This window comes from Natronococcus sp. CG52 (assembly GCF_023913515.1).
Classification (GTDB): domain Archaea; phylum Halobacteriota; class Halobacteria; order Halobacteriales; family Natrialbaceae; genus Natronococcus; species Natronococcus zhouii.
This window is the reverse complement of sequence record NZ_CP099391.1, coordinates 1,916,194-1,941,455: the sequence shown is the minus strand read 5'-3', so window position 1 is coordinate 1,941,455 and position 25,262 is coordinate 1,916,194. Positions and strand designations below refer to the sequence as shown.

The window sequence follows — 25,262 nt, the reverse complement described above, 5'->3', positions numbered from 1 at the left end:
TGGACTCGGGACCGGATCGACGCTAACTGTTGGATGGAACACCTACTGTGAACCCGCTGTGGACGTTGACAACTGATTCTCACCGCCGATAGGGCAATCCACCCTCGAGAACGCGCCCGGTGGAGCCGTCGCTCCGGGTCCACCGAGTTCGTCGAGTATGGACAACGAGTGATCCTCGCGTCCACAGCGGCGCTCGAGCGGCAAGAACGAGCCTCTTCGTGTTCTCCGGAGAAAGTCCCCGGTGCTGTTGAACGTTCTCACGCGCCGGCTGGGCTCCGCGTAATCCAGAGTTCGACGACGACGGAACGAGTAAGCGATAGCCAGCGATCGAGCCAACTCGAGGACGACCTTCGAGAGGGAAGCGATGTCTCTCTCGAGTCGGTGAAAGAACGGAAAGAGGAGCGTGTGCCGCTATTCGTCGCCGAACATCTGGCGCATCATCGGGTGCATCTCCATCATCTGCTCCTCGGCGATCTCCTCGTACAGCTTGTACGTGATGGAGACCGCGAGCAGCAGCCCGGTTCCGGTGACTGCGCCGATGGTGCCGAGCATGTTCGCCCAGACGGCGAGCAGCCCGACGAGTGCGCCACCGATGACGGTCACCTGCGGAATGTACCGCTCCATGACCTTCTCGATGACGCCGACGTTCTGTCTGAAGCCGGGGATCTGCATCCCGGAATTCTGGATCTGCTGGGCCGTCGCCTCCGGACCCATGTCGGTGGTTTCGACCCAGAAGATGGCGAAGACCGCACCGCCGACGACCATGAACGTCAGGTCGATGGAGATGCGGATCAGCACCATCCAGGTCGCCTGGGCGACCTCACCGGTCCACCACATCCAGTCGGCGGGTGAGTAGATCGGTGCGGTGTAGTAGAAGAACCCGCTGACGGGTTCTCCCTGAGCGTTGTACTGCCCGAGTGCGGCGGGCATGCCGTCCCACGTTCGGTTCAGGATCTGGCCCATGAACTGGACGTTCGCCTGGAGCGCCCGAACGAGGATCATCGGCAGGACGCTCGCGTAGATGAGCTTCACGGGGAAGCGACCGCGAGCACCCTTGACCCGGGCGTGACTGAGTGGGATCTCGACGCGCACGGACTCGGCGTAGACGACGATCGCGAAGATCAGGACCGTCGTCAACAGGGCGATGATGTGCCCCTCGCCGAGCAGCAGCGTGTTTAGCCCGTCACCGGCGACGAGCGAGCCGATCTCGACGTCACCGAAGATAATCCGGTACCAGTCGTAGAAGAACCCACCTTCCGTGGGCTGGATTAACCCGGTCACCAGTCGCTGGCTCACGCCGGCGATGATGAACAGCCCGATCCCGCTGCCGACCCCCCACTTGCTGACGACCTCGTCCATGTACAAGATGAGGATACCGCCAGCGAAGATCTGGAGGAACATCAGCATCTGGACCTGCGTGCTGTCGAAGGTGAACCCGCCGAGCGTCAGCGACTGCTGAGCCGGGAGGAAGCCGCCGGCGAACACCATCGGGAGCGCGGTCAGCGCCGTCATCACGATGACGAGCAGTTTCTGCAGTCCCTGGTAGAGCACCTGGTCCCGCGGATCGTCGGTATCGAGACCGAGGAGATTCGCTCCACCGAGTAACTGCATAACGATGCTTGCCGTGACGATGGGGCCGATACCGACCTGTAACAGCGAGCCGAACTCGCCGGCCAGGACGGCTCGGAACTCGCCGAAGAGGTCCGTTGCGCCTTCGGCCTGCATTCCGAGCAGCGCGATGTTCGTCAGGAAGAAGTACAACACGAGGATGCCGGCCGTCCACGTCAGCTTCCGCTTGAAAGGGACGTGCCCCTCCGGACGGCGTACTGTCGGCATCCGCGTTAAGACCGGTTCAGCGGCTTCCTTCCATCCCATGTGTTACTCCTCGTCCTGTTCTGGTTCGTCGGCTTCGTCCTCTGCCTCCTGGGCTCGCTCCGAGACGACTGCCTCACCGTCGGCAGCCTCGATCTTCTCGCGAGCGGCCTCGGAGAAGGCGTCCGCCGTTACCTCGAGCGAGTTGCGGACCTGGCCGGAGCCGAGCACTTTGACGACGTCGGCCTCGTGGCCGTCCTCGACGATGTCGCGCGCGTCGAGCGCGTAGCCGTCGTCGGTCTCCTCGGCCAGATCGTCGGCGACGTAGAGGATCGCGTCCTCGTCGAGCTTCTGAACGTCGATCTCCGCGACGGTCTCGCGGATGTCCTGCGGTCGCTTGAAGCCGTGTTTGCCCTTCGGTTCGTAGTTGTGGAACTCGTGTTTGCTGCGGCCGGCGCGCCCGCGTCCGCCACGGTGACCCGCTCCCCGTCGATTCTTGTGGGAGCCGCCACTGTGCGTCCGCGATCCGCGCTGGCGTCGTTTTTTGCTCGTCATTGTTATCGCATCGATTCTAACAGGTCGTTAATCTGCTCGGTTGTATGTTTTCCGAGTTGGCCGCCCTCCGCGGTCGGCTTCTTGATACCCTCGTGGCCACCACGGGGTGGGTGAAGACGCAGCGTCGGCGACAGCCCTTCGTCGCGGAGCGTCGTCTCCTCGTCGAGCAGCGCCTCGGCCAGTGCACCGAAGTCGTCGTACTCGGTGTTCTCGGCGAGCCACTCCTCGTCGACGTCCGCCTGCCGACCCTCGAGCGGTTCCGCCCGCTTCTCGAGGACGGTCTCGAGGACGTCGACGTCCGGTTCGCCGATCGCGACGTAGTCGTTGACCTTGGCGATCATCCCGCCGTACGTGTCCGTTTCGGGGACGAGCGCACAGTGGTTGACGCTGTGAATGTTGAGCATCTCCAGGGTGTCCTGGATGTCCTGGTTGCGGTTGACTTCGCCGCGGACCTGAACGACTGCCTTCATCACTCAGTCACCTCCGCTTCGTCGCGACCGCCGCGACGGCTCGGGTGACGCGACTGCGATGCGTTCTCGAGCGCGTTGAACGTCGCCTTCGCGAGGTTGACCGTGGTTCGAGTGTTGCCGTGGCTCTTGGTCCAGGCGTTCTCGATGCCGGCCAGTTCGAGGACGGCGTGGACGGTGTCACTCGCTGCCAGCCCGAGCCCTTCGGGAGCCGGGATGAGTTCGACCTCGACGGAGCCGGCTTTGCCGGTCGTCTGTCGGGTCAGCGAGTGCGGACGGTCCGAACGGTCCTCCCACGAGCCGGAGCCGCGGGGCACTTTGATGATGTTCAGCTTCGCGATACCGATCGCCTTCTGGATGGCGGACCCGACCTGATCGTCACGGCCTTCCGCGTAGCCGACGTAGCCGTTGCGGTCGCCGACTGCGACGACACAGCGGAACTTGACGCGTCGACCGGAGTCAGTCATACGCTGGACCATGTTGATGTCCAGCACTTCGTCGTCCAGTCCGGGGAGGAGCTGGTCGACGATCTCGGGTTCCTTCAGCGGGAGTCCCGAGTTGAGGGCGGCCTGCATCGTATCGATGTCGCCCTCCTGGACCATCCGGCCGAGACGGGTGACGGGTTCCCATCCGCGGTCGTTGTAGTTACTCATTCGAGAATCGCCTCTCGTACCTCGTCGAAGTGTTCTGGTAGTTCTGTTGCCTCGAACTCACCGCTGTACAGCGACTCGTCGAGCTGTTCGGCGTACTCGGCGATATGTTCGCCGCGCGTACGCGACCAGTCCGCGAACACGCTGTCGTTGTGCGGAATCTCGAGTCCGGCGTCGATCGCGCCCTCCTGGACTGCGAACACCTTGTTCCCGGGCGTTGCGGTGTTGAGACCGATGTCGAGGACCGCTTCCTCGAGTCCGGCCTCGACCGCCCGTTTGCCGGCCAGCAGGCCGGTCAGGTAGGCCGCAGCGATGTTGCTCGTGGGGGCTTCCCAGCCGTACTCCTCGAGATCGCTCGAGTGTGCGCTTGCAAGCGTCTCGTCTCCCTGAGGTCCGGGAGAGATCAGCTGCGCCGTAGTGTGCTTGTTGCTCTTGCGAGCGACGAGGCGGGGCTTTCCCGATTTCAGCAGGCGCAACCTCTGGTGGTAGTCCGTCCGGACCTCACGGCGACGCCGCATCGGTACTTTGTATCGTGGTCCTGTCGCCATTATTGGTCACCGTAGTTTTCGTCGATATAGTTCAACAGGTACTGGACGCTGCGGAACTCGCCACCGCCAGCTTTCTTGTAGAGCTGCCGGTACTGCGTGGGCGTGATTTCGCCCTTGTCGCGGAGTTCGCGAAGCTTCCGTCGCTGTGCACGAATCTTGCTCTGCCACTGTTCTTTCTCGTTCTGGCGTGCGCCCTTCTTGCCCTTGCGTTTGCCCTGGCCGTTGCGGTGTCCGTAGGCGCGCTTTGCGTTGCGCTTACGGGCACGGCCGCGGGAGTTTCCGCGCGCATCTTTGGCCTGAATACGGCCGTCGTCGACGAGTTCGCGGATCTCGTCACGGGTGATCGCTTCCGCGATCTCTCCCTGGGAGTCCGGGTCGATCCAGACGCGGTTCTTGCCGACGTCGAGGACGTCAGCAGCGAGTCGCTTCTGTGCGCTCAGATCAGTCATTGGATTCCACCTCGACTTCCTCGTAGGTCGGGTTCAGGACGCGAACGCCCCGGTCCTCGGCAACCTCTTCGATTCGTTCGCGCTTGCGCGCGCCGACCGAGGAGCCGATGCGTACCGCTTCGCGGTCGCCATCGACACCCTCGAGGTCGTCGACGTTCTCGACGCGAACTTCCTCGAAGCCGCTGGGGTGTTTCCCACGAACGGCCTCGGGGGTTCGGAAGCCTGCCTGAACCTTCGGGCCCTTGCCCTTGACGCCGCGGCGCTGCTTCGACAGCTGACCGCGCGGGCGGCGCCACGATTCGGGCGTTCGCTTCTTCTTGTGGTAGTCCTGACGGTTGAACTGCGGCTTGCCCTCCTGTTTGCGCCGGTCGAGCAAGCGCTGTTCCTCGTCGCTCAGGTCGGGCGTCTTCTCGGTCAACCCGCGCGGCTGCAGTTCGGTTTCGACGTCTTCGTCCGGTTCTGCTTCCTCTTCGGCGCCTTCGTCTTCGATCTCGGCCTCGGTCTCTTCGGAGACCTCGAGATCGCCGACGTCGGCTTTGATACGAGCGGCGAGCGCGTTTCCGACGCCGTCGGCCTCGGCCAGGTCGTCCTGATCGGCCTCCTTGACGTCTTCGATCGTCTCGAAGCCGGCATCGCGGAGTGCATCTGCCTTGCTCGCACCGACGCCACTGATGTCCTCGAGTTCCTGCGGTTCGTCGTCTGCCATCTATCAGGCACCTCCTGTGGCGGGTTTCTCGGTGATGTAGACCCCGTCCTGGAAGACGCGGGTGTCCTTGCCGCGGACACGCGTCAGCTGCTCGATATCGGCCGCCGTCTGTCCGACGTTTTCCTTGTTGGGGCCCGAAAGGACGAGCCGTTCGTCGTCGACGGAGACTTCGGTATCACCGTGGATAGTCGTACGTCGCGCTGCCTTTTCGCCGAGGAAGTTCTCGATGACGACGTCGTCGCCTTCCACGCGGACCTGCATCGGGAAGTGAGAGTAGAAGACTTCCATCTTGTACTCCCAGCCCTCGGTCACGCCGTGGAACGCGTTCGTGATATGGCTCTCGAAGGTGCCGACGGTCGCGTTCGTCTTCGCGTCCTCGGCCTCGCTTTCGATAACCACGTGGTCGTCTTCGACCTCGACGGTCACGTCGGGGTACCAGAGACGCCGCGAAACGGCGCCTTCCGGTCCATCGACGGTCACGTCGAGATGGTCAACCTCGACAGATACGTTTTCGGGGATTTCCAGTTCGACTCGCATGATTAGTAGACGTATGCGATCACCTGGCCCCCAATGCCCTGCTCGCGTGCCTCGTAGTGGCTCATGATGCCACTGCTCGTCGTGACGACGAGCGCGCCGAAGTCTCGAGCGGGGAGGTATCGCTTCTCCCATTTCTCGAAGTCCTCGGCACCGACGGCGTAGCGGGGCTTGACGGGGCCACACTCGTTGATCGCTCCTTTCAGTTCGATCTCGAACTGACCGGCTTTACCGTCATCGACGAACTCGAAGCCGTCGATGTACCCGCGGTCGTAGAAGACCTCGAGTACGCTGCCGATCTCGTTCGAGGCGGGCGTTACCTCGTGGGTCAGATGTCCGACGCTCTCGGCGTTGTCGAGTCCGGAGAGCGCGTTACTGAGTGGATCGTTCCCGGTCATATTATCGATACTTCTTGAATCCCATGTCGCGGGCGATCTCGCGGAAGCACTGCCGACAGAGGTTGATGTCGTACTTGCCGACGAGCCCCTGTTTGCGGCCACAGCGCTGGCACTCCTCGATCTGGCCGGTGCGCTTTGCCGCGTGCTCGCCCGTCTGTTCGTTTTCTACGTCGCTTTCACTCATCCGCGGACTCCTCCACGTTCACGTCGAAGTTCGCCTCGAGGAACGCGATGGCGTCCTCGGGGGTGAGTCGGTGCTTCGACGGGATCGAACGGGTGGCCTTGTCGCGCTTGGCGATCCGGTAACCCGGACGCACCAGGTTGACGGTGACGTCCATTCCGTAGATCCCGACGTTCGGGTCGTACTCCTGGCTCGGGAACTCGGTGTGTTCCTCGACGCCGAAGCTGAAGTTACCCGTATTGTCGAACTGCTTGTCGGCGAGGTCAGCGAGCGGCAGGGACTTCTCGAGGAAGTCGTACGCGTCCTCGTCGCGAAGGGTGACCTTCGTACCGATCGGGTCGCCCTGGCGAATACCGAAGTCGGGTTCGGTCTTTTTCGCCTGCGTACGGACGCTTTCCTGGCTCGTGACCTCCTCGATGATGTCCTCGGCCTTGCCGAGTTCGCGGCCACCGCGGCCGACGCCCATGTGGACGACGACTTTCTCGACGCGGGGTTCGCGCATCTCGTGGAATTCGCCGGAGTCAGCCTCGCTCATTCGTCATCACCTGCGTCGCCCGTGAAGTTCTCGTCGATAACGACGACGTACTCCTCGACGGTCTCGAACTCGCCGTCTTCCGTTTCCACGGTGACGATGTTCGAGCCGCTGCCGGGGGTCACGTCGATCTCGGTGAGGTCGCCGATCTTTCCGCCGTGGTTGCCACGGACGGCAGTGACGAGCGCACCTTCCTCGTAGGGGAAGTGCGCGACGACCGATTTGTCGTCGTTGTCGACGACAATCGAGTCGTTCGGGCTGTACTCGCTCTCTTCGACGAGCACGTTCGTGCCGTCGTGCAGCGTCAGCTGGGTGTCGCCACCCGGAACCTGCTGCTTGCCCTCGATCTTGCCGAGGCGGCTTCCGGCGGACTCCTCGTCGATTCCGGTCAGCGCGAGCCGACCGCCTTCGTCGGGGAAGACCCGGTAGTACTCCTCGCGGCCGGGGAACGCGATGATGTCGAACATGCCGATCGGGCGCTGTTCGTCGTTGATCGGTTCCCCGTTGACGAGGATCGAGTCCTGCGAGAGCGCGTATCGTGCTTCCTTCTTCGAGTCCACGTAGCCGAGAACGTCCCGGAGGAGGACGACGAGCGGAACGCCATCCTTTCCGTGCGGGCCGGCACCGGCTTTGACCGTGAAGACCTCGGTCTTGCGTTCGACCGGCCAGGACTTCGGTACGGACAGTCGTTTCTGGTGCTTCGTCATTCGCTATCACCTTCGTCTTCTGCGTCGCCTTCGAGGCGTGCCTCGCGACGCTCGTCTTCGAGGGTGAGCTCCGTGATTCGGACGTTCGACGGGTCGAGCGGTCGCGGCACCTCTTCGCCGTCGGCCGTCTCGACCGTCACGTCTTCGACGTGGATCGTGCCGTCCTCGAGGATCGCGCGAAGGACCTCGCCTTCACTGCCGGCGGCGTCGCCGCGCATGACCTCGACGGTGTCACCCGCGTTGACGCGGGTTCGGCGCGTGTCGTACTCCTCACGGAGTTCCCCGGAGAGCGTCGCGTGGAGCTGCTTCTGTCGCTTGTGCAGCGGCGCACGCTCCGTCTGGATTCGCTGTTTGTGTGGTTGCTTGCTCATTGTCTATACGATCATCGTTGCGGTGGACGCGATTGCTCCGAAGCGCTCTGCGACCTCGCGGGCGATCGGCCCCTTGATCTCCGTTCCGCGGGGCTCCTCGTTCTCGTCGATGATGACCGCCGCGTTGTCCTCGAACTTCAGCCGGGTGCCGTCCGGTCGGCGGATCGACTTCCGCTGGCGGACGACGACGGCCTCGAGGACCTGACGGCGCATCTCGGGGGTACCCTTCGTGACCGAGACGGTCACTTTGTCACCGAGTCCCGCCTTCGGCTGGCGGTTCTTGGTGCCGTGGTAGCCCGCGACGCTGATGATCTTCAGCTCGCGCGCGCCGGTGTTGTCGGCACACGTGACGAGCGAGCCCTTCTTGAGGCCCTGCGTGACGTCAGCCTTCATCGCCTCCATCACTGATCACCCTCGGTTGCTTCGGGTTCAGCGCCTTCGGTGACGTCGCCGGTCGACAGCTCCCGCTCAGGCTCGGCCTGTCGGGTCAGCTCGGCGATGTCCTCCGCAGTCGCTTCTTCGGTTACTTCGACAACCACGTGCGATTTGGTCTTCGACAGTGGTCGGGTCTCTGCGATCTTGACCGTGTCACCGACCGAGAGCGGCTCGAGCACGCCCGGCACGTGAGCCGGGATGCGCGAGCGACGCTTCATCTGGCGGTCGTACTTCGGAACCGCCACATCGTACTCTCGTTCGACGACTACGGTCTTGTCCATGTCCGTCGAAACGACGGTCCCCTCGAGGATCTGACCTCGGACGGAGAGCTCGCCGTAGAACGGACACTTCTCGTAGTCGTATTCCTCCGGGTTTTCCGGTTCCGGAGGGGTTTCAACGTCTAGTCCTATTGCCATGGTGAGTCACCATTCGTTTCCGTGCGTCGGGCGGGTCGTGAGAGCAGTCGCGAGCCATCGACCGTAACGTAGGCCACGTCCTCGCCGGCGGCGTGGCGGTGGTCCCGTGAGGGGCCATCGCCACGACAGCTGGCGGCATCGCCGCTAGCTCTGTCCGACTCGTCCGATCGATCGGACGGGTCGGGTTGAGTGTCGGCCAGTTTGGACGCGGTCCCCGACCCCTTTTCGGAGTCGGCGGCGTCATCTGTGATCGCGAACTCGAACGTCGAGCCCGATTTCGGCACCATGACGACCCGAGACTCGCCGTCGTCTCGAACTTCTATCGAGAGCGTGTTGGTCGTCTCGATGACGACGCGGCCCTCGAGGCCGACCCGCGAGGCGTCGTCGCTCTCGACGACGCGGACGGGAAGTCCGTTGAGTTCGTGTCGCGGCAGTGTCTCGGGTGTCAGTGCCATTGTTGTCTTACTCTTCGTCTTCGAGGTCGCCCTCTTCGCGCTGGACCGTCTTGATCCGGGCGATGGTGCGACCGAGTTCGCCGATGCGGCCCGGGTTCTCCGGGGCACCACCGGCTGCGAGGACCGACTTCTGGTTCAGCAGTTCGGTCTCGAGTTCTTCGAGTTCCTCTTCGCGTTCGGCGGCCGTCATGTCGCGGACTTCTTCGACGTGGAGGATCGCCATCAGGCGTCACCTCCCTCGTCTTCGTCCTCGTCCGTATCGACGTCCTCGTCGTCCATCTCGGCGACGAGCTCTTCGGCCTCGGCCTCGACGTCCTCTTCGAGTTCGTCGAGGTCCTCTTCGACCGGCGACTCGTCGGGGATATCGACGTCTTCGTCGTCGGCGTCGACCTCCGATTCGATGACCTCCTCGACGACGTCTTCGTCGAGGTCGGCCTCCTCACCGGGCTCGACGGCCTCGTCGGCCGCGGCCTCGGCGCCGGAGTCGGCCGCTTCGGCCTCCTCCGGTTCGCCCTCGAGCAGCTCTTCGACGCCTTCAGCCTCGTTGGCCTCGACGGCGTCGGGGACGAGCTCTTCGGGATCCATGTCTTCGTGGATCTGGAAGTCGTCGGGGAGTTCGGCTCCCGGCGGAATGATCTTGACGTCGACACCGATCGTGCCGAGCTTCATGACCGCGACGCCCTGGCCGTGGTCGACGACCTCTTCGGCGGGTTCGCCGTTGTGCTTGATGTAGCCACGGTTGAACTTCTCGACGCGCGATCGGGCGCCCGTGACCTTCCCGGAGAGGACGATTTCGGCGCCGAGTGCGCCGGAGTCCATGATCCGGTCGATCGTCGTGTGGCCGGCCTTCCGGAAGTACCAACCGCGCTCGAGTGCGTTCGCGAGGCGGTCGGCGACGATCCGTGCGTTGAGGTCGGGTTCGTCGACCTCCTGTACGTCGATCTGTGGATCCTCGAGGTTGAACTTCTCCTCGAGAGCCGTCGTGACCTTCCGGATGTTCTCGCCACCTTTGCCGATGACCATCCCGGGCTTCTCGGCCTTGAGGACGATCTGGGTTCCCATCGGCGTCTTGGCGACGTCCATACCACCGTAGCCCGCGCGACCGAGCTCTTCTTCGAAGAACTCGTCGATCTGGGACCGCTGCAGGCCGTTTTCGATGAACTGGTGTTCGTCAGCCATTAGTTATCACCCTCCGTCTCGTCCTCGTCCGTCTCCTCGCTGACGACGATCTCGACGTCGACCTCCGGCGTGTTCCAGGCGGTCGCACGCCCCATCGCGCGGGGCTTCCGACCGACGGACTCGCCGACCTTGTGAGCCGCGACGTGAACGATTTCCATCGTCGCGCCGTCAAAACCCTGGTGGTCTGCGTTCGACTCGACGTTCTCGAGGAGGTCGAGGAATTCGCCCGAGACCTTCTCGGGGTACTTGCCGGCGTCCCAGCCGTCGACGTCCGAGCGGTGACCCGCGCCGGTGTTGTGGGACTTGAACGGCACCGACTGCTCTTCGTCGATTACGTCCTGAAGGTACGCCTGGGCGTCCGCAACCGTTCGACCCTTGATCTCGCGGGCGACCTCCTTGCTGTGCTTGTGGCTCATGTGACGCTCCCGAAGCATCGCTTTCGCGGTGGAGTCCGGGTCCGCGTCGACTGAGTAGTTGATTCCCATACGATGATCACTTCAGTGGGACGAACTTCGAGGATCGAGTCGCGCCGATCCCGGCCTGTCCGTGTTCGACGGACGTGCGGGTCAGCTGGAACTCGCCGAGATAGTGTCCGATCATCTCGGGTTCGACGCGAACGCGCTCGAAGGACTGACCGTTGTAAACCTCGAAGGTCAGACCGACGAACTCGGGCACGATCGGCATGTCACGCAGGTGCGTGCGGATCGGCGCGTTAGCGGTCTCTTCCTCGCCTTTCTCGCGGGCTTTCTCCAGCAGCTTCTGCTTCTCGACGGAGAGTCCGCGTTTGATACTTCGCCGCTTGCGAGCGGGCAGCAGTTCTGCGACCTCGTCGAGCTCCAGATCCTGCAGCTCCTCGAGCGTGTGGCCGCGGTAAGTGAACTCACCTTCACGGCCGGTTCGGTACTCCTGACTCATTTGTTTCCACCTCGGCCGGTACGGCGCGAGGAGATGTCACCAACTTTCCGTCCCGGCGGGGCGTCCCGCGAGACGGACTTGGGTTTGCCGGGGTGCTGTCGGCCGCCGCCACCGAACGGGTGGTCGACGGCGTTCATCGCGACACCGCGGACGCGAGGCCACTTCGTGCCCCGTGCCTTCATCTTGTGATACTTGTTCCCTGCCTTGACCATCGGCTTCTCCGTGCGACCGCCACCGGCGACGACGCCGATGGTGGCGCGACACTGCGGATCGAGGCGCTTGACCTCGCCGCTGGGAAGCTGGATGACCGCGGCGTTGCGGTCGTGGGTGATCAGGTCCGCGTTGACACCCGAGGCTCGGGCGAATCGACCGCCGTCGCCGGGGTTGGCTTCGACGTTACAGACCGGAACCCCTTCGGGGATCTCCGCGAGGGGCATCGTGTTTCCGGGCTTGATCTCCGCCGAAACGCCGACCTGAATCTCTTCGCCGACCGTGATCCCTTCGGGCGCCAGCACGAGTCGCTGGTCGCCGTCTTCGAACTCGATGGCGGCGACGGGCGCCGAGCGGGCGGGGTCGTGTTCGATGTCGACGACCGTCCCGCGGACGACGTCGTTGTCTTCCTCTTTCTTGTGGTCAAGCTTCGCCTTGTAGCGATGGGACGGGGCGCGGAACGTCGACGTCCCGCGACCGCGCCGTTGTCCTTGAATGCGTCGTCCCATTCTCAGAACACCCCGATTCGCGAGGCGACTTCCTGGGCGTCGTTCTCCTCGGACAGCTTGACGATCGCTTTCTTTTTGCCCTTCATCGTTATCTGGGTGTTGATGTCGGTGACCGAGACGTCGAAGCTCGACTCGACGTCGTCGCGAATCTCGGGTTTGGTGGCGTCGGGGTTGACGACGAACTGGAGCTTGTTCTCGAAGTCCATGTCGTTCATCGCCTTCTCCGTGACCAGTGGGTGTTCGATGACCGAACTCATCGGTCAGCCACCTCCTCGAGTGCGCTCTCGGTCCAGACCGTCAGTCGACCGGGCTGGGCGCCCGGCGCGAGCTCTTCCGCGTTGACCTCCGCAGCCGTCGTGACGTCTGCGCCGGCGAGGTTTCGGGCCGCACGGGACGGGCCGTTCTCGCTCGAGGTGACGAAGAGGATCGACTTGGGCTGCTTGTACTTGCGTCCACGGGTCTTCCCGCGACCCGAGCGGACGCTGCGACCCTCGTCTGCGCGGTCGATGTCGTCCGCGAGGCCCGCTGCCTCGAGGAACGAGACGACTTCCTTCGTCTTCTGGAGGTCTTCGAACTCGTCGGAGACGACAACCGGCGTTTCGGTGTCCTCGTCGAACGCGTGACCGCGCTCGGCGACGAGTTCGGCGTCGGTCGTCGCAGCGATCGCGCTGCGAACGGCCAGTTTCTTTTCTTTCGTGTTGATCGATTCAGACCAGTCCTTCTCGGCTTTCGGCGGGTGGGCCTTGCGTCCCGAGACGGCCTGGGGAACGCGGCGAGCGCGTCCGTTCTGCCGGGGAACGTGGGCCATACCTCGGCCGCTGCCGAACGATTCTGCCGGCGTGCGCTTGCCGGCGAACTCGTCGGCGCCGTAGTCCTGTTTTCGGTTTGCCTGAGCGACGCGGACGGCACGGGCGATCAGATCCGGGCGGTACTGGGTATCGAAGACCGCCGGGAGCTCGACCGATCCCGCGTCCGAGCCGTTCAGGTCGCGTACTGTTGCTTCCATATACTATCAGCCCTGGTTGGATGCGGTGGAGACGAACCGGACCTCGGGATCGAGGCGCGGCTGGTCTCCGGGTCGGATCGCCGGGCGGAAGCGCACGAGGCGCTTGTTCGGCCCGGGGAGCGAGCCCTTGATCAACGCGTGCGGTCCGTCGACTTCGCCGTAGTTGACGAAGCCGCCGTCGACCGTCGCGTCTGCGCCGTCGCCGATATCGACGAGGCGCTTGTTCAGTTCAGTCCGCTGGTGGTAGCCGGTCTGCCCCTGCTGGGGGACCGTCGAGCGGACGCGTGACGGGTTCCAGGGACCGAGGTTCCCGATGCGGCGGCGCCATCCCTGCCGGGCGTGCTTGCCCTTGCGCTTCTGGACGCCCCATCGCTTGACGGGACCCTGGGTACCTTTCCCCTTCGTGACGCCGCTCGCGTCGACGTACTCGCCGGCGCGGAACGTGTCGTTCATGACGTGTTCCCCGCCCTCGGCGATGAGGTCGAGCGCGAACTCGACGCGGTCCTCGATCGAGCCGCCGCCGACGCGCGTCTCCATCACGTCCGGTTTCTTCTTCGGAACCGACTGAACGGATCCGGGAACCGTGTGCGTGATGACGCGAACGTCGTCGATGCGGCCCTCCTCGAGGAGGGTGCGGAGTTCATCCGCAGCCGCGTCGGTGTCGTAGTCGTCACCGGGCAGGTCCAGAACGCGATCGAGTTCGGGAACGAACTCGTCGGTCCAGACCTCGGTGATCGGCTTCTTTCCATACGGCGTGTCTTCGTACGCACGCAGAGCGACCGCGCGCATTGGCGGCGTCTCCACGATCGTTACCGGGACGGTCTCTTCCATCCCTTCGGTCGGCGAGTTCGCTTTGTCGTCGACCATAACGACGTGGGTCATGCCGGCCTTGTAGCCCGCGAAGCCCTGGAGCGTCGGCTGTCCATCGTCGTCCGGCCACGAGTTAAAGCGCGGAACCTCCGAAGAGGCGCGCTGTCGTGGACCGAACCCGAGTGAGCCTTTGCGTGGTGCGTTTGGTTGTGGCATTCTATCACTCTCTGAGTGAGAGGGGAGCGAGGGTGGCGAACAGAGCCTCTTCCGTTCGAACCACCTTGCTTCCCTGGTCCGGAACCGTATTCAGCCAGAGGTCGAACCCCGGATCGGCTGTGGGTTCGACTCCATCACCGTCGTCGCCGTCCCAACGGGACAGGGTGTCGACGGTTTCCTCGTCCATTCCGAGGATGTCCGGCAGCCCTCTCTCGGGCGCCCCGAACGCGACAGTCATCCCGTCGCGTTCGCGCCGTCCGGCCAGCGTCTCGAGCCGCCCGACGGTGAGTTCTGCACCGAATCGGGAGGCTGCGATACGAACGCCGGCGTCCTCACGGCCGAGCGCTGCCTGCAGGTCCGTCCGCTCGATCGAGAGCCCCGGAAGGGCAACATCTTCGAGCTTCGCCCGGACCGGTCGTCGCGAAGAGATCCTGACGGTCACGCGCTCCCCCTCCTCGACCGTCATTTGCGACGGTACGTTGAGGGAGATCGGGTGTTGCAAGCCGCAATTGACCCGGACGCGCCCTTCAGGTCCGACCTCGGTCACGATTCCTTGTCTTGACGACCCCGAACCGTCTGATTCGGAGCCGGTCTGTGACACGGCGCGGAGCGGCGGCAAGATGCCCGCGTACTCCAGTTCGTCCCGCATCCCCCACGCCTCGTTGCGGAGGTAGGGGGGCGTTGCGGCGTACCGTAAGACGGTTTCTACGAACCCGCCGTCGAATCGCCCGCGTTCGCCTTCCCCATCGGGGAAGACGACGAGGCGGTCTGCCCGAAAGATCGTCGCCGCGCGGGCGACGTATCCGAGTTTGCGAGTTGCCTCGCGTTTGTCCTCGGCTTCTCGGGTGAGCGACGACGGCACGAGTACGCTGACGGTCATGCCGTGACGCTTCGGCGCCGCGTCACTAGACTGTAGCGATATTTTGCCGACAAGGTCTTAAAAGGGTAGCGGATTCGATCCCGGCTGTGAACGGCTCACAGGGGTGAATTCGACACATACCGATCCTCGAGAAACAGTGTCACGACTACTAACGTGTTTCTGTGCTCGTGCTCTCGCGTGCGCGTAGAATATGCGAATTGAGTTGACGCACTGCGGACGGCTTAGCGTGTGGTACGGCGCCGCGGGACACATTCGGGTCGATTCGCAATCCTTATACAGTTACCAGAGATAGGTGAAAGTGCAACAGGGCGCTGGTAGTGTAGTGGTATCACGTGACCTTGCCATGGTCACAACCTGGGTTCAAATCCCAGCCAGCGCACTTTTACGGCGAATAACTCCGACGAGCGGAGTCGCTCGAACCGGCGGAACCGTTTCGTGACTGGGCAAAGCTCCCGAGAGATCAGCGAGATAGCCCCGCCAGACTTCGCGAGGTCCGCGAACCCGACGACTTCGTTTGATGACGAGAGAGCAAAGCTCTCTCGAACCACGAGTGAGATCGTCTTTGCATCGTTCGAATTCCAGTCAGCGCGCTTCTCCCGCGAACTCGAGAAAGGATCATCCTCCGGGCCCGAATCGAACGATTCGTAACCCTTATCAATTCACTCGAGATACGTTCGAGTGCAATCGGGCGCTGGTAGTGTAGTGGTATCACGTGACCTTGCCATGGTCACAACCTGGGTTCAAATCCCAGCCAGCGCACTTCTCCGAACAGTTCTACGGCAAATACTGCCGGCCGACCCGCGCGCCGCGAGTGCAAGCGCGTGCTAATCACACACTGAGCCGAGTAACCACGTTGAAACCGTCCTCGAGAAAGACGCCGAGGGCGCCACGAACGGGAAACTCGCCGTGAAACCACGGTCGGCCTTTATCCCGTTCGGTCGCGCGACTACGAGCGATGACCGGACCAAACAACGGCGGTCGAACCCGGGAACTCGGAATCGACTTCGGTCCGCTCGCCCAGGAGCTCGAGAAGCACCAGTATCCGACGACGAGCGGTGAACTGATCGAGACGTACGGAAGCGCGGTACTCGAACTCCCCAACGGGGAACAGACGCTTCGCGAACTGTTCGAACTGCTCCCGGACGAGCACCTCGAGTCGGCCGCGGAGGCTCGAGTGGCCATCTTCAACACCGTCAGCGAACGGGCGATCGGGCGAAAGGGGTACAGCGACCGAACGCCGCCGGCACTCGGCGAGCGACTGGAATGGCCGAGCGAGTCGTTCTGAGCGGCGACTGCGTCCGGATCGTGTGGCTTCCTCGAGCGAGGCCGTTCAACTCGAGAGACGATTCGGACGGACGGACGCTTCGGCAGGGACGAGAGTCGCACACGGCAACGCTACCGGCTGCGATCGGCTTTTATACTCCGAGTCATTACGGACAGTGAACAGTTGAACGACCGAGTTCTTCCTATGCAAACTGAAACCACACCCAGCGACGAGACGGACGAGGTCCAGTACGACCAGGCTAACGACCGCTACGTCTTCCACTACGACGACGACGGAACTGCGACGTTAACCACGACGATCGTCCACGCGCTCGCGTCGATCGCGGAGACCGACGTCTCCCAGGGAGAGTTCTCGCTTTACGACAGTATCGATCCCGACGCGCTCGATCGGATCTTCCGACCCAAGGCGGACGGCACCAAACGAACGGGCGGACACATCGCGTTCACTGCCCTAGAGCACGAGGTGTACGTCTACGCGAACGGCGACATCATCATTTACCCGCCGGCGAAGACTCACCAGCCGAGACCGGGCCGCTGACGAGTGGCGGATCCGCCGGTAGGTTGTGCTGTGCCCTGAGGGCCCCGTATCGGCGGGGGACGTGGACTCGAGGATCCGCTTTCAAGGGACGGCTTTAGGAACTTCGCACCCGTCACTGCCGAGTATGACAGTCGTTGCACTACTGAGCGTCGCACCGGTGACCGAGGGGAGCATGGCCGGGGAAGTCGCGAAGGCAGTCGAGGCGCTCGAGGAGTACGACGTCGAGTACGAGACGAATCCGATGGGGACGGTGATCGAGACCGACTCCACCGACGAACTGTTCGCGGCGGCACAGGCCGCTCACGACGCCGTCGACGGCGATCGGGTGAGCACCGTCCTGAAAATCGACGACAAGCGAACGCGCGAGATGGCCGCGTCGGAGAAGGTCGAGGCCGTCGAAGAGGAACTCGGACGGCCGCCGAGAAGCGGGAGCGGGTAGCCGTCGATCCAGTACGGACCGGCTCAGGCCGGAACGATCGTCACCGGCCGATCGGCGTCGAGCAGCACCGACTGGGCGACGCTACCGAACAGGACCTTGCCGACCGGCGACTGCCGTCGCGCTCCGAGAACGAGCTGGTCGGCGTCCAGCCGGTCGGCGACGTCGACGATCGCAGCGGGCGGTCGGCCCGTAGCCGCGTGGACGGCCGTCTCGATTCCCGACTCCCGTAGTTCGCTCGCGATCAGCGACGCCGTCTCCGGCAGTTCCGACAGATCCTCGAGATCCGTCTCGAGCTGGCCGATCGAGACGTCCTCGACGTCTTCGGCGGAGAAGTCGAGCTCTTCGCGGACGTGCAGTACGTCGACGGCGATCTCGGCCGGTACTGCCGGCAGGCCGCGAACCGTCTCGATCTGACTCCTGACCCGTTCGTCGCTGTCGTCGATCGGTACGAGGACGGTGTACATACGCAATTCCTGTTCGAGAACCATATCAAACTACCACTCGTTCGGACGGCCGACGAAGCGGAAGGAAAAACTCCCTGGAGAGAGCGTCCTCGAGTATGGAGCAAACGACACTCGAGGTCACCGGCATGTCCTGTGACGGCTGTGAGGCGAACGTAACCGAGACGCTCGAGGCGCTCTCGGGCGTCTCCTCGGCGACGGCCAACCACGAGAACGACGAGGTGCGCGTCGAGCACGACGAGACGACCACCGTCGGATCGATTCGCGACGCGATCGAGAACGCGGGATACGAGGTCGTCGCCTGAGACCGCTGGAACGCCCCCGCCCCGCGGAATCGAACTGACAAACTGTTTTACGTCCGGCACGGAAGAGAGGGTATGGAGAGTCTTAACCGGATGGCGATCGAGCTGGTCGACGAGGCCCTCGAGTACGCCGAAGAGCTGAACATCGGCGGCTTCGATCTCGACAACGAGGCGACCGTCCTCGACTTCGGCGTCGAATTCGACGGCGGATTCGAGGCGGGACTCCTGCTCACGGAGATCCAGACCGCCGGAATGGCGACGCCGAGCCGAGGACTGGGAGAGATCGACGGTGCGCCGATTCCGCACATCGAACTGACGACCGACCAGCCGGCGCTCTCGTTGCTGTGCTCGCAGAAGGCGGGCTGGGAGCTGACCACGGAGGACTTCGAGGGGCTCGGCAGCGGTCCCGCCCGGGCGCTCGTCGCCGAGGAGGAGGAGTTCCGTCAGGTCGGCTACACGGACGCGTTCGATCTGACGGCGCTCGCCGTCGAGAGCGATGAACTCCCGCCGGAGTCGGCGGCCGAACAGGTCGCCGACCTCGCGGAGGTCGAGACCGGCAGCGTCTTCCTGCTCGCCTACCGGACCGCGAGTCTCGCCGGGAGTATCACCACCGCCGCGCGCGCGGCGGAACTCGCGACGTACCGACTCACGGAACTCGGCTACGAGCCGCTCGACATCGTCTCGGCGACGGGTCGTGCGCCGGTCGCGCCCGTCGCGGCCGACGAGGAGACCGCGATCGCCCGGACGAACGACGCGCTCGCTTACGGCGGCACCGCACACCTCACCGTCCGCGAGGACGCCGACGTCTTCGACTCGATCCCGTCGACGGCCGCGGAGGACCACGGCCGCCCGTTCGCCGACGTCTTCGACGATCTCGACTGGGAGTTCGAGGAAGTCCCGTCGGACCTGTTCGCCCCGGCGAAGGTCACCGTCGACGTGCTCGGCGGACCGACGTACGTCCACGGCGAGACTGACGAGGAACTCCTCGCCGAGTCGTTCGACCTGTAGGCGTGCAGTTCAAACCCGTTCCCCCGGCGCCCGACTCGCTCGAGTCCCTCGAGACCGTCCGGCGAGCCGTGCCGCGCGATCCGGAGGACGCGGACGACTGCTGTGCCCGACTCGTGGATCGAACCGAGATCGAATCGCGTGGCGCGGCTGCCGCGTGGCTGACCTTCCTTCGCGCGCTCGAACTCGCGACCGTGAGCACGTCGGGTTTCGCTCGGATCCGACGCGATTTCGATCTCGAGAGCCTTCGGCGGGCGTTTCGCGACCGGGTTTACCGCGCCGACGAGTTGCTCGCTCGACTCGAGGCAGCGGACGACCCTCTCACCACGAAGGCGACCGTGACACATCTCTCGGAGACGAGTTCTCACAACGCGCGTCACGAACGCTCGAGCCGACTCGAGAAGCGTCGAGAAGCACGTATCGAGCGACTCCTCGAGTGGGCGGTGTTACCCGGGCTGGCGGAACGAACGGAGAACGGATACCGGCGGAAACAGGACTGATAACTGATCCCGCCGGTCCGTTCCGGAAAACGGGACAATGGGACGGCGTGACGACGATTACTGGGCTGGGCGGACGTCGGTTACGGTTCCGACACCCTTGCTTCGGCCCTCGCGGAAGACGAACTTCTGACCCTCCTCGACGAGGTACGGACGGAACTTGAACCGGACGGTAGTCTTCCCCGTGTCGCCGGGCAGGAGGCGGCCGTTCTCGGGGGAGAAGGCCGCGGCCTCGCCGATCGTCTCGAGGTGGACGACCGGTTCGTAGCCGTCGCCGATGCGAGTCGGGTGGTTGAGCACCATGACCTCGGCCTCGAACTCCTGGACGGGGTCGGGATCGGCGTCCCGTGGGAGCAAGACCATGCCGCGCTCGATGGCGCTCTCCTTGATACCCTTGAGCGCGATCCCGACGATCCGGCCGGCCCGGGCCCTGTCGACTCGGTGGTAGTGCATCTCGATCGAGCGAACCTCGACCTGCTGGAACCGGCCGTCGGGCATCGGGCCGATCAGGAGTTCGTCGCCGGCCTCGACTTCGCCCGCCATTACGGTGCCCGAGGCCACCGCCCCGACGCCGGTCACGGAGTAGCTTCGGTCGACGTACATTCGGAACTCGCCGGTGTCCTGGGAGGTCTTCGGCAGGCGATCGAACAGTTCGTCGAGCGTCTCGAGACCGTCCATCGTGATCGCACTGGTCGCGACGATCGGGACGACGCGCTCGTTGATCTCCTCGACGGCGGCGTCGACGCCGTGACGGGCGACCCGTAGCGGTGATTTGTCGACGTCGCGGAGGAGTCGCTCGACCTCGCGTTCGACCTCCTCGACCCGTTCCTCGCTGACCGCGTCGGTTTTCGTGATCGCGACGATCGTCGGGAGGTCGGTCGCCAGCAGGACGCCGAGGTGTTCCCGCGTCGTTCGCGTCGGACCGTCGTCGGCGGCGACGACGAGCAGTCCGTAGTCGAGTTTCTGGCCGACGAGTCCGCGGATCGTCGTGCGGAGCCACGGCTCGTGGCCGACGGTGTCGACGAACGAAACGAGTCGGTCCGCCTCCTCGACGACCTCGGCGCGGTCGGCTTTCCGGTTCGGGTTGCGCACGCGGACCGGCCCGCCGTCGTCGAAGCCGTAGACGGCGTACGAGAGGTCCGCCGACAGTCCGCGCTCGACCTCGTGGGGTTGGACGTCGAGGTACGCGCGCGTCGCGCCGTCGCCGTCGTCGGCCGTTCCGGTGACGAGCGAACCGACGAGCGTGCTCTTTCCGTGGTCGACGTGGCCTGCCGTTCCGACGACGAGGTGTTCGTCGTCGGTCTCGAGGATCGCCCCGTCGCAGATCCGTGCGACGCCGACGATCCCGCCCTCGAGACCCCACGTCTGGACGTCGTCGATGTGGGCGTCGGCTTCCTCCGCGAGCAGCGAGAGAACGTCCATCGATTCGGAGAACGTGTCGGGGTCGATGCCGGCGAGGCCGCCATCGTCGGTGACGCCGACGACGTACGTCGCCTCGCCGTCGCCCGAGAGCATTCGGTGTCGGAGTTGAGCGGCCAGACTCTCCCTGCGTCCCCCCTCGAGGTGGACGTCCCGGAGCAGTCGTTCCTTGAACTCGATGCTACCCCCGTCCTGTTCGCCACGTTCCAGGGCCCGGTCGAGGAGGGCCCGGTCACGGGTCATGGGTGCGGGTAGCAGGCGAACTGATAAAAACTTCCCGCCCGAGTGAGAAGTTAGCACAGCACACAGGCGGAACAACTCGGTCGGAAATCGTCTCACGAACGAAGCTAGTTCGCGGTCAGAGCCAGTTTCGGCCACTGTAGCGGCCGGTTCGAGCGGGAGTCTCGCTCGCTTCCCGACAAATTCCGGCCTAAATCCGATATTACTCCCGAAAGCGCGTCTTACGTCCCGAGAGCTGCACTATCGCTCTCGTTCTCGTTCGGTAATCTCTCGTTCTGTCTCGGTAATTAGGTAATACAAACCGAACATAATAATATTATTTTTGAAGGAATCTGGTAAGAAATTACTAATTACGTAAACAATGTTTTAGGAAAATTATATTACGAGCGCCGGCGAAGGTAATGGTGTAATGTCATCCAGTAATGGCCGACTACAAGCGTTCTTCGCAGAGCATCCCCGACTGATGGGCGTCCTGTTCGCCGCCTGCCTCCTGCTGTCGCAGGCCGGCACCGTCGCTGCCGGGAACGGCGGCGGCACGTGGTAACGTCCGAATCTGAACGGCGTCGTTACAGCGTAGCGAACCGATCGTCAGTCGACCAACAAAATTCTTCGTCGTACTCGACCGGTACTTGCGCTAGCCGCAGGAAGCGCGCCAGCGACTCGCCGGAAACCCGTATCGGCGGAAGTTCGTTTCCTGCGAGGAAGTGACAGTCTACGCCATCGAGGTAGGGGATGTACTGCGCACCGACACCGCTGTCGACGTGATACAACTGCAGTTGGAGCCGGTACGCGTCGTCGCCGTCGATTCGTTCGAGACGACAACTGTTCGGAACGCCGCTTCCGGCCTGTCCGACCGCGACGCCGCCGTCGCCGACGACGATGTACTGGTTGCCGACGAAGCGGTGAGAACGCGCCAAGGAGACCGCGGACCGGAGTGTAAACCCGTTGTTCAGAAGTTTCGCGATGAACCGGCCGACTGCGATCGCATCCTGGTTACCGACCTCGCTGAGCGTGACGATTCCGCCGACACCTCCTTCCTCGATCAGTCGAGTTCCGATATCGTACGACCGACAGCCGTTGATCAGAAACGCCTCGACGCCGATATCCGGGAGCGCTCCGGCGTCGAGCATCCCGTCGGAACAGACGAAGGCGCCGTCCCTGACGTGGCCCACGTAGTGGAGGAAGTCGACGTCTTCGGCGAACAGCCGACGCAGTTCGTCGCCGGAGACGTTTCGGTGAACGGTGACGTCGAAGGGGAGTTCCTCGCGCTTCCCGTAGAGACCGTCGTCGCCCGCCTCGAGTTCGGCGGCCATCTCCGGATCGTTACAAACGATCGTAACCTCGACACCGTCGCTGGACGTCGATCGATCGAGTCCGTTCTCGAACGCGGTTCGCGAGAGTTTGTTCGCTCCGACCGGAACGCCGTCGCCCAGCCACGCCTGTTCGAAGGCGTCGACGTCGGGCGGTGAGACGTAGGAGTCGATCGAGGAGGAGTCGGAATTGCCCTCCGTCGATCGGGTGCTCGAGCGCGTGAACTCTTCGATGGCGGGTGGTCGCGCCGACGAGGGAGCGTCTCGTTCCCCGTCGTCCGGGGCGGTCCGGACGACGGAGAGTTCGTTTACGAGAAACGGAAGCGTCGCCGCGTTCTCCGCCGCCGCCGTCGCGTGCGTGACGAGGTGCCACTGCGGGACGAGATCCGCGACGGTCTCGAACGGCACCGAAAGAACGGTGGCCAGCCGATCGGCCAGCGGCGCCTCGTACAACTCGTCGAACGAGAGATCGACGCGCTCCTCGAGGCGACGGCGCTCGTGGAGGTCGACCCGGTAAAATCCCTCCGTCCGAGTCACGCAGTCGAAGAAGAACACGCGTTCGAGAACCCGCTGGACCGTCCGGTCGAACGGCTCATCCGAGCGAGCGAGCGAGAACTCGAATCCGCGATCTGTTTCGATCCGGGGACGCGACCCCGTTTCGACCGTCGCGCCGAGATAGTAGGCGAGCGAACTGACGGCGTAGATCGCCGTCCGCTCCGGCGGCACGACGATAGTGATCCCGGTATCCGGCGGCTCGAGCCCCTCCGGAATCCGGAGTTCGTCCTCGAGCACGAGCCGCGGTGGATGGCCCCGGAACGAGGGGAGCGACCGATCGCAGCGGGTCGTCTTCAGCGCGGAGCCGAAGGTGGAGACGGCGCGTGCCAGGTCGGCGGGGTCGGCCGTCGTCCCGACCGTCGCCGCGGGACGCTTGTGACGCGAGCGTGCACCCAGTCGAACGGACGTCGGTCCGCCGAAGTCGAACGAGAGGCGATCGTCGGAGGACGCGATCGTCACCTCGCTTCGAACGCGAACGTAGAGTTTGATCGGCGCCATCAACTCGAGGATGTACTCCCCCTCGGGCAGCGTCTCGTAGGCGTAGTGTTCGGCCTCGAGGAGCATCTCACCCGCCGGATCCCGAACGTAGATCGGAACGACGTAGGGCAACACCAGCTTGGTCGTGGTAAACGAGACGGCGGCGTCGACCGGGAAGTAGAACCCCTCGTCGTCAGTCGAATACAGCGAAACGGAATCGGGAGTCTGGAACGGATACTGCTTGTTTTCGACGGGGTCGATGACGGTCAGTCCGGGTCTGTCATCAACCGGTTGAAACGTCGGATTCAGGCTCATCGTTGAGTGGCGATCGGGTTTCGATCGCGAGCGACACGTCCTCGAGTGGGCGTTCGGGATTTCACTGGACGGGGGCGAGGGGGAACCAGTCGGTCGTGTAGTGGCTCTCGTGAAGGTGCCACCGCTGCTCGGGACCCGACTCGGTCACTCGAAGTTCGATCGTCGCGTCGAACAGCGACTCGAGCGTCCGTACGACCGGCTCGTCCCGGTCGACCGGCAGCACGTAGTGTGCGAGCCCCGATACGCCTCGAACCGATTCGCAGATCGGTTCGAGGAACGCGACGGCTTCCTCCGCGTCGCGCTGGTCCAGCACCGGCCGCAGCGAGTCGACGCAGAGGCGGAGCTCTCCCGGTTCACAGAGGGCCGTTCCCGCTACGAGCGCCCTGATTTCCGTCTCGATCGCCGTCCCGAGCTCGTCGAGATCGGTCGGCTCGTCGGTGACAGCGGGGCCGCCGTCGACGGTCGGCTGTGCGCTCGCCGCGGAACGCGACGCCGCCGTGTAGTCGACGACGCGCGCGGCCGTCGCGTCCGTCGAACCCAGACGGGCGGGAACGACGGTGCCGTCGCGATCGAGTAACGCGAAAACGTGCCGGCGGCCGCGCTCGGGGTCGCCGAGCAGATTGGCGCTGGCGACGTCGGTGAGCGCATCGGGGACGGCGCCGGCGATCAACACGTTCCCTCCGGTCTGTTTCAGCCGTTTGAGCGTGGATCCGACGGCGATCGTTCCGTTGGACTCGACGACGACGTCGTAACCGAGTACCGAAAACAACACGGTGGCCCCGGATCGCGACGCCCCGTTTCCGCGCTCCTCTCCGAGTCGAGCTATCGCGTCGATGTCGACGACGTTCCCGATCGCCGACCGAACCTTCGCGAGGTCCCGTCCGGAGTGCTCGGCGACTGCCGACACGGCGCGCGTCGCGACGTCTGCTTCGTCTGACGTCTCGACGATCGAAACGTGAGTCCACTCGTCGACGACCGAGATGTCGGTAGCGCTGGGACTCGAGAGCGTTATCTGGCCGTCGGCGGTCACGCAAACGCGGTGGTTCGCGTACGTAAAGACGACGGTCGGCCACGCGTCGTTCGCTGTCTCGTCCGCGTCATCGAGCAGTTGGTCCAGAGCGTCCGCATCGATCGTGTCGTTCAGCGGCCGCAACCCGAGCGGCGAGATTCCGGCTTCGTCCGCGATCTGCTCGACGATTGCGACACTCGGACGAGTCGAGATCTCGGTAGCTGTAGAACCTTCGCTACCACCCCGAGATCCGTCTCGCGTCCGAGAGCAATCGTTCGTCATCTGCAGCGGAGTACGAGCGAGCCCCACGAAAAGGTCGCGGATATCCTAGTCGAAAAAAGCGTGAAACTAACGCGAATTACTATCAAAAGAATAGTATGTATTACATCTGATTTTGTGTTTGTTTCCTACGCTCTGGCGGAACACTTCTCTAGCAAATTTATTAGCGTCGGTCGATACTCAACAGATAT

Annotated in this window: 36 protein-coding genes and 2 tRNA genes; 9 read left to right on the top strand and 29 right to left on the bottom strand. The window is 63.9% G+C overall.

Annotated features, from left to right (window positions below):
- Positions 1-411: 411 nt before the first annotated feature.
- Genes secY through NED97_RS09775 form a run of 25 tightly spaced genes read right to left on the bottom strand, consistent with a single transcriptional unit; the run spans position 412 to position 14,941 of the window.
- Positions 412-1,875, bottom strand: a complete 1,464-nt coding sequence (secY, locus tag NED97_RS09895; protein ID WP_252490525.1) for a preprotein translocase subunit SecY — start codon at positions 1,873-1,875, stop codon at positions 412-414.
- 3 nt (positions 1,876-1,878) lie between these two features.
- Entirely contained in the window at positions 1,879-2,367 is a 489-nt protein-coding gene (locus NED97_RS09890; RefSeq protein WP_252490524.1) for an uL15m family ribosomal protein, read from the bottom strand.
- Between the two features lie 2 nt (positions 2,368-2,369).
- Positions 2,370-2,837, bottom strand: a complete 468-nt coding sequence (gene rpmD / locus NED97_RS09885; protein WP_252490523.1) for a 50S ribosomal protein L30 — start codon at positions 2,835-2,837, stop codon at positions 2,370-2,372.
- Complete coding sequence (locus tag NED97_RS09880; RefSeq protein ID WP_252490522.1) at positions 2,837-3,487, bottom strand: 30S ribosomal protein S5; 651 nt, start codon at positions 3,485-3,487, stop codon at positions 2,837-2,839. The genes rpmD and NED97_RS09880 overlap by 1 nt, the downstream gene beginning before the upstream one ends.
- Positions 3,484-4,032 (bottom strand): 50S ribosomal protein L18, encoded by a 549-nt coding sequence (locus NED97_RS09875; protein ID WP_252490521.1) that lies wholly within the window; start codon positions 4,030-4,032, stop codon positions 3,484-3,486. Before NED97_RS09875 ends, NED97_RS09880 begins: the two co-directional genes overlap by 4 nt.
- Positions 4,032-4,481, bottom strand: coding sequence for a 50S ribosomal protein L19e (locus tag NED97_RS09870; RefSeq protein WP_252490520.1), 450 nt, complete (start codon positions 4,479-4,481; stop codon positions 4,032-4,034). Before NED97_RS09870 ends, NED97_RS09875 begins: the two co-directional genes overlap by 1 nt.
- Complete coding sequence (locus NED97_RS09865; RefSeq protein WP_252490519.1) at positions 4,474-5,187, bottom strand: 50S ribosomal protein L32e; 714 nt, start codon at positions 5,185-5,187, stop codon at positions 4,474-4,476. The genes NED97_RS09870 and NED97_RS09865 overlap by 8 nt, the downstream gene beginning before the upstream one ends.
- A gap of 3 nt (positions 5,188-5,190) precedes the next feature.
- Positions 5,191-5,724: a 50S ribosomal protein L6 gene (locus NED97_RS09860; protein WP_252490518.1), complete on the bottom strand. Its 534-nt coding sequence runs from the start codon at positions 5,722-5,724 to the stop codon at positions 5,191-5,193.
- A 2-nt stretch (positions 5,725-5,726) separates the two neighbouring features.
- A complete protein-coding gene (locus NED97_RS09855; RefSeq protein ID WP_252490517.1) occupies positions 5,727-6,119 on the bottom strand; it encodes a 30S ribosomal protein S8 in 393 nt (130 codons plus the stop codon).
- Between the two features lies 1 nt (position 6,120).
- Positions 6,121-6,303, bottom strand: a complete 183-nt coding sequence (locus NED97_RS09850; protein WP_148860757.1) for a 30S ribosomal protein S14 — start codon at positions 6,301-6,303, stop codon at positions 6,121-6,123.
- Positions 6,296-6,835: a 50S ribosomal protein L5 gene (locus NED97_RS09845; RefSeq protein WP_252490516.1), complete on the bottom strand. Its 540-nt coding sequence runs from the start codon at positions 6,833-6,835 to the stop codon at positions 6,296-6,298. Before NED97_RS09845 ends, NED97_RS09850 begins: the two co-directional genes overlap by 8 nt.
- Positions 6,832-7,539 carry a 30S ribosomal protein S4e gene (locus tag NED97_RS09840; RefSeq protein WP_252490515.1) on the bottom strand — a complete coding sequence of 236 codons (708 nt, stop codon included), beginning with the start codon at positions 7,537-7,539 and terminating at the stop codon, positions 6,832-6,834. The genes NED97_RS09845 and NED97_RS09840 overlap by 4 nt, the downstream gene beginning before the upstream one ends.
- On the bottom strand, positions 7,536-7,910 hold the full coding sequence (gene rplX / locus NED97_RS09835) for a 50S ribosomal protein L24 (protein WP_252490514.1): 375 nt from the start codon (positions 7,908-7,910) through the stop codon (positions 7,536-7,538). Before rplX ends, NED97_RS09840 begins: the two co-directional genes overlap by 4 nt.
- Positions 7,911-7,913: 3 nt before the next feature.
- Positions 7,914-8,312, bottom strand: a complete 399-nt coding sequence (locus NED97_RS09830) for a 50S ribosomal protein L14 (RefSeq protein WP_252490513.1) — start codon at positions 8,310-8,312, stop codon at positions 7,914-7,916.
- Complete coding sequence (locus NED97_RS09825; protein WP_252490512.1) at positions 8,312-8,761, bottom strand: 30S ribosomal protein S17; 450 nt, start codon at positions 8,759-8,761, stop codon at positions 8,312-8,314. The genes NED97_RS09830 and NED97_RS09825 overlap by 1 nt, the downstream gene beginning before the upstream one ends.
- Positions 8,752-9,216: a ribonuclease P protein component 1 gene (locus tag NED97_RS09820; RefSeq protein ID WP_252490511.1), complete on the bottom strand. Its 465-nt coding sequence runs from the start codon at positions 9,214-9,216 to the stop codon at positions 8,752-8,754. Before NED97_RS09820 ends, NED97_RS09825 begins: the two co-directional genes overlap by 10 nt.
- Positions 9,217-9,223: 7 nt before the next feature.
- A complete protein-coding gene (gene rpmC / locus NED97_RS09815) occupies positions 9,224-9,439 on the bottom strand; it encodes a 50S ribosomal protein L29 (RefSeq protein WP_252490510.1) in 216 nt (71 codons plus the stop codon).
- On the bottom strand, positions 9,439-10,395 hold the full coding sequence (locus NED97_RS09810) for a 30S ribosomal protein S3 (RefSeq protein WP_252490509.1): 957 nt from the start codon (positions 10,393-10,395) through the stop codon (positions 9,439-9,441). The genes rpmC and NED97_RS09810 overlap by 1 nt, the downstream gene beginning before the upstream one ends.
- Positions 10,395-10,880, bottom strand: coding sequence for a 50S ribosomal protein L22 (locus NED97_RS09805; protein ID WP_252490508.1), 486 nt, complete (start codon positions 10,878-10,880; stop codon positions 10,395-10,397). Before NED97_RS09805 ends, NED97_RS09810 begins: the two co-directional genes overlap by 1 nt.
- A 7-nt stretch (positions 10,881-10,887) precedes the next feature.
- Positions 10,888-11,310 carry a 30S ribosomal protein S19 gene (locus NED97_RS09800; RefSeq protein WP_148860747.1) on the bottom strand — a complete coding sequence of 141 codons (423 nt, stop codon included), beginning with the start codon at positions 11,308-11,310 and terminating at the stop codon, positions 10,888-10,890.
- On the bottom strand, positions 11,307-12,029 hold the full coding sequence (locus NED97_RS09795; RefSeq protein WP_252490507.1) for a 50S ribosomal protein L2: 723 nt from the start codon (positions 12,027-12,029) through the stop codon (positions 11,307-11,309). Before NED97_RS09795 ends, NED97_RS09800 begins: the two co-directional genes overlap by 4 nt.
- Before the next feature lie 2 nt (positions 12,030-12,031).
- Positions 12,032-12,286, bottom strand: coding sequence for a 50S ribosomal protein L23 (locus NED97_RS09790; protein WP_252490506.1), 255 nt, complete (start codon positions 12,284-12,286; stop codon positions 12,032-12,034).
- Positions 12,283-13,035: a 50S ribosomal protein L4 gene (gene rpl4p / locus NED97_RS09785; protein WP_252490505.1), complete on the bottom strand. Its 753-nt coding sequence runs from the start codon at positions 13,033-13,035 to the stop codon at positions 12,283-12,285. The genes NED97_RS09790 and rpl4p overlap by 4 nt, the downstream gene beginning before the upstream one ends.
- A 6-nt stretch (positions 13,036-13,041) precedes the next feature.
- The gene (locus NED97_RS09780; protein WP_252490504.1) at positions 13,042-14,061 is read right to left on the bottom strand and encodes a 50S ribosomal protein L3; all 1,020 of its coding nucleotides are present in this window, start codon (positions 14,059-14,061) and stop codon (positions 13,042-13,044) included.
- Positions 14,062-14,065: 4 nt separating this feature from the next.
- Positions 14,066-14,941: an RNA methyltransferase gene (locus NED97_RS09775; RefSeq protein WP_252490503.1), complete on the bottom strand. Its 876-nt coding sequence runs from the start codon at positions 14,939-14,941 to the stop codon at positions 14,066-14,068.
- Between the two features lie 308 nt (positions 14,942-15,249).
- Here NED97_RS09775 and NED97_RS09770 point away from each other — a divergent pair.
- The 5 genes from NED97_RS09770 to NED97_RS09750 all read left to right on the top strand — a co-directional run bounded on the left by NED97_RS09770 (position 15,250) and on the right by NED97_RS09750 (position 17,202).
- Positions 15,250-15,320, top strand: a tRNA-Gly gene (locus NED97_RS09770).
- Between the two features lie 309 nt (positions 15,321-15,629).
- Positions 15,630-15,700: transfer RNA gene (locus tag NED97_RS09765), tRNA-Gly, on the top strand.
- A 196-nt stretch (positions 15,701-15,896) separates the two neighbouring features.
- Positions 15,897-16,226, top strand: coding sequence for a DUF5789 family protein (locus NED97_RS09760; protein WP_252490502.1), 330 nt, complete (start codon positions 15,897-15,899; stop codon positions 16,224-16,226).
- Positions 16,227-16,409: 183 nt separating this feature from the next.
- On the top strand, positions 16,410-16,763 hold the full coding sequence (locus NED97_RS09755; protein ID WP_252490501.1) for a HalOD1 output domain-containing protein: 354 nt from the start codon (positions 16,410-16,412) through the stop codon (positions 16,761-16,763).
- A gap of 124 nt (positions 16,764-16,887) precedes the next feature.
- Entirely contained in the window at positions 16,888-17,202 is a 315-nt protein-coding gene (locus NED97_RS09750; protein ID WP_252490500.1) for an MTH1187 family thiamine-binding protein, read from the top strand.
- A 23-nt stretch (positions 17,203-17,225) separates the two neighbouring features.
- Here NED97_RS09750 and NED97_RS09745 read toward each other — a convergent pair whose 3' ends face one another.
- Entirely contained in the window at positions 17,226-17,666 is a 441-nt protein-coding gene (locus tag NED97_RS09745) for a universal stress protein (RefSeq protein WP_252490499.1), read from the bottom strand.
- A gap of 95 nt (positions 17,667-17,761) precedes the next feature.
- Between NED97_RS09745 and NED97_RS09740 the strand changes: the two genes are divergently transcribed.
- The 3 genes from NED97_RS09740 (at position 17,762) to NED97_RS09730 (ending at position 19,470) form a co-directional block, all read left to right on the top strand.
- The gene (locus NED97_RS09740) at positions 17,762-17,968 is read left to right on the top strand and encodes a heavy-metal-associated domain-containing protein (RefSeq protein WP_252490498.1); all 207 of its coding nucleotides are present in this window, start codon (positions 17,762-17,764) and stop codon (positions 17,966-17,968) included.
- 72 nt (positions 17,969-18,040) lie between these two features.
- Entirely contained in the window at positions 18,041-18,973 is a 933-nt protein-coding gene (mch, locus tag NED97_RS09735) for a methenyltetrahydromethanopterin cyclohydrolase (protein ID WP_252490497.1), read from the top strand.
- A gap of 2 nt (positions 18,974-18,975) precedes the next feature.
- On the top strand, positions 18,976-19,470 hold the full coding sequence (locus tag NED97_RS09730; RefSeq protein ID WP_252490496.1) for a hypothetical protein: 495 nt from the start codon (positions 18,976-18,978) through the stop codon (positions 19,468-19,470).
- Between the two features lie 57 nt (positions 19,471-19,527).
- Here NED97_RS09730 and NED97_RS09725 read toward each other — a convergent pair whose 3' ends face one another.
- Entirely contained in the window at positions 19,528-21,129 is a 1,602-nt protein-coding gene (locus NED97_RS09725) for a GTPBP1 family GTP-binding protein (protein ID WP_252490495.1), read from the bottom strand.
- 406 nt (positions 21,130-21,535) lie between these two features.
- Between NED97_RS09725 and NED97_RS23090 the strand changes: the two genes are divergently transcribed.
- Positions 21,536-21,670, top strand: a complete 135-nt coding sequence (locus tag NED97_RS23090) for a DUF7503 family protein (RefSeq protein WP_256493421.1) — start codon at positions 21,536-21,538, stop codon at positions 21,668-21,670.
- 22 nt (positions 21,671-21,692) lie between these two features.
- Here NED97_RS23090 and NED97_RS09720 read toward each other — a convergent pair whose 3' ends face one another.
- On the bottom strand, positions 21,693-23,783 hold the full coding sequence (locus NED97_RS09720) for a hypothetical protein (protein ID WP_252490494.1): 2,091 nt from the start codon (positions 23,781-23,783) through the stop codon (positions 21,693-21,695).
- Between the two features lie 61 nt (positions 23,784-23,844).
- Positions 23,845-25,074: a DUF7504 family protein gene (locus NED97_RS09715; RefSeq protein ID WP_252490493.1), complete on the bottom strand. Its 1,230-nt coding sequence runs from the start codon at positions 25,072-25,074 to the stop codon at positions 23,845-23,847.
- Between the last annotated feature and the right edge of the window lie 188 nt (positions 25,075-25,262).